This is a genomic window from Orientia chuto str. Dubai, assembly GCF_000964595.1.
Taxonomy (GTDB): domain Bacteria; phylum Pseudomonadota; class Alphaproteobacteria; order Rickettsiales; family Rickettsiaceae; genus Orientia; species Orientia mediorientalis.
The window spans coordinates 1-2,917 of sequence record NZ_LANP01000045.1; the positions used below are offsets into that span (position 1 = coordinate 1).

2 protein-coding genes and 2 pseudogenes are annotated in these 2,917 nt (G+C 31.1%); 2 read left to right on the forward strand and 2 right to left on the reverse strand.

All coding sequences use genetic code 11. From position 1 onward, the window contains the following. Positions 1-248 precede the first annotated feature (248 nt). Positions 249-657: pseudogene (locus tag OCHUTO_RS06725) on the reverse strand (IS6 family transposase); the annotation flags it as partial. Between the two features lie 280 nt (positions 658-937). Here OCHUTO_RS06725 and OCHUTO_RS04735 point away from each other — a divergent pair. Beyond that, positions 938-1,114 (forward strand): hypothetical protein, encoded by a 177-nt coding sequence (locus tag OCHUTO_RS04735; protein WP_156961322.1) that lies wholly within the window; start codon positions 938-940, stop codon positions 1,112-1,114. Between the two features lie 20 nt (positions 1,115-1,134). Next, positions 1,135-1,614, forward strand: a pseudogene (locus OCHUTO_RS05650) (DNA adenine methylase); the annotation flags it as partial. 317 nt (positions 1,615-1,931) lie between these two features. Here OCHUTO_RS05650 and OCHUTO_RS04740 read toward each other — a convergent pair. Beyond that, the coding region (locus OCHUTO_RS04740) for an RAP domain-containing protein (RefSeq protein ID WP_045797628.1) at positions 1,932-2,917 on the reverse strand (986 nt) is incomplete at its 5' end.

The following is a 2,917-nucleotide window of genomic DNA, read 5'->3' on the forward strand; positions in this document are numbered from 1 at the left end:
AACCTAAAGTTTTATTTATATTGATCCTCTGTTAAATTCAACTATATTGTAATAATAATTTCCCTGAATAAAGTTATCCGTATAGCTTGTACAACCCAAGAACCCTAGTTTTATATCTACTCTATGCCGAGTTATACTATAACCAATTCCTGCTTCTAATGTACTATAGTCAGTAGCAATACCAGTTGCAAATTTTAGATAAACTGACGAAGAATCAACACTAGAAGTTTTTATATGAAGCTGTGCATATCAATGGCGCAAATAATACTACCACTCTTATCTATTACTACCTTTTTAGGTATGTCGTTACTCTCTTGAAGGCTTTTCTGAAAAATGCCTTAGCAGCCGCAGCATCCCTACGTTTTCTTAGTAAGAACTCGATAGTATCACCACAAAGAGTCAATAGCTCTATATAGATATACCCATTTACCATGAACCTTGATATATGTCTCGTCCATTCTCCAACTATTTCCAACTGGCTTCTTACGTCTTCTAACCTCTTGATCTATCAAAGGAGAAAACTTAATTAACCATCTTTTGAAGTATAGCGTGATCTATTGTAACTCCCCTAATACTTGCTATCTCCTCTAATTCTCTATAACTTAACGAAAATCTATACTTCATACACACAAATAACATTATTATTTCAACGGATATTGTGCTAAGACAAAATAAATTTTATATAGGGAGATCATTATGGAAACTATTGAAGAACTTTTATCGGCTAATGAAGTTTATAAATATAGTCGTCAAGCTATTTGGGAAAAGCGATCTTCGATAAGAACTAGACCTAGAAGATTTGTTTCTGAAGATGATTTAGCAAAAATGAAGAGATATACTTTCTATATCCAGGCAACCTATTTGTGTACATCCTATTATTTTAAAATTAGGTGAAGGAGCTAGAAAATATATACTTACTTAATCTGTGTATAAATTTATGATGGATGTTGCAATTCTCGAAACTGAAATTGTAATTCTCGAAACTGAAATTGTCAATGTCGGTGCATTATTGGTTGCTAATAACAAATTAAATTTCAGTTTTCCACACAATCTTTGCCATGATACCTTGTTAGTCATTATCGATGAAGCATATCATGCTTATGAAGCAAGTTGAAAGTTTAACCGATATAGTATGATCCAAACGATATAACTGCAAAATTTATCTATCTTAATAAATATTCCTTCAGAGGAATTTATAGACTCAATAGAGATGGTACATCGGCTCCAACATTTTCTGATAAGCAATATCTTAAGCTCAATATTGGCTCTAGAATATATAAATGTAGCAAACTTTTAACCGGTATATCAATTTATGCAATAGAACCGAAACAAGCAGATTTTGTTTATCTTGATCCGCCTTATCATAAATCTGGAGAACGATTCTACATCAAAATTTCATTTAATGAAAAAGAGCAAATTAGACTACGAAATTTTGTTCATGAATTAACTAATAAAGGTGTTAAAATTATGCTTTTAAATAATAACACTACCTTCATTAAAGATCTATATAAATACTTTCACATCACGCCTGTTAGAGTTGCATACTCTATCAATGAACAACGTAATCATGTTAATGAATTATTATTACCAATTATTAAACTTGCTAGTAATTAAAGATTAATCCGCCATCCAAAACGCATATTCAATGTAGATCAAAAGTGAGTATACATAAGGATTTTGATCGAGAAAGATTATCAAGACATTTTGTTTATAAATCATATGATGTGAAGAGACTCAATTGTTCTTTAATCATAGTTCAATAGGCTTACTTGCTTGGCCACTAGTAGGAGCAACGGTTCAGGCATAATAATATTTGTTACCTTTAGGAGAGTATTACTGCCAACATTAAATAAGCATGAAGCAACCCCAAAAATAGAACTTCAATTTTTAGGTTGATTTTTGAAAGCAATATAGAGAAATATATTAAAAAATTAAAGCCCACGTGCATCATGAGAAGAATCTATATCTCCTAATACTTGTATTTCTGAATCAGATGAAACTTGATGCGTTGCTATAACTGATGGATCATCAATTGCATTATAAAATATCTCCTCACATGCTTGCGCTTCTTCAGAAACAGGTTCATCTATAGATATCAATTCACTTATATATCTTTCTTTGCTAGCCATTGTTTTGCACTTATCCCAATTCCAGTATGGAATTCTAAGTACTTTATATTGATACAAAGATAATAATGTACTATTAAGCCTTGTTGAGAAATTAGGAGCATTGTTATCGTCAAAATGAGATGGCCCATCTACTTGTATTACTATATTTTTTCCTTTAATGAAGATATCAACATTGGAAGCAATGTGTTTAATATAAAACTCTCTTTTGATATCGTGCTGTGCTAATACTTTTTTTACTACCTTAAGGATATCCAGTTGTAAATTTGAAGTACGACAAGGTTCTAAAGTAGATTTATACTTTCTTTCAAGTAATTGACGGTTTTGTGAAGTCAATATACCTGTGCCTGTTTTACTAAAATAAAAATGTGCTTTTAAAATTTGACTAATCTCCTCATTATTAAACAGTGTAGTATTGCTGTTAACAGAATCGATAAATTGCTGTGGTACTTTAATTTTAGAATTACATAAAACATTTAGTATAAATATATCATGAATAGAATTAGCTAAATTTTGATGGTTAAATTGATCTATAGTTGCAGTAGCATGATTTATCCAAGCATTAATAAAATCATCTGATGGATGTATCTCTAACCTTCCGCAGGCCCATATCGAATTAGCTAAATCTTGAGGTTTAAAGTGATCTATAATTGCAGTAGCATGCTTTATCCAAGCTTTTACAAAATCCTTTGATGGATGTATCTCTAACCTTCCGCAGGCCCATATCGAATTAGCTAAATCTTGAGGTTTAAAGTGATCTATAATTGCAGTAGCATGCTTTATCCAAGCTT

Coding starts and splice junctions, on each gene's coding strand:
- OCHUTO_RS04735 (WP_156961322.1), top strand. CDS start 938: ATGATGGATGTTGCAATTCTCGAAACTGAAATTGTAATTCTCGAAACT.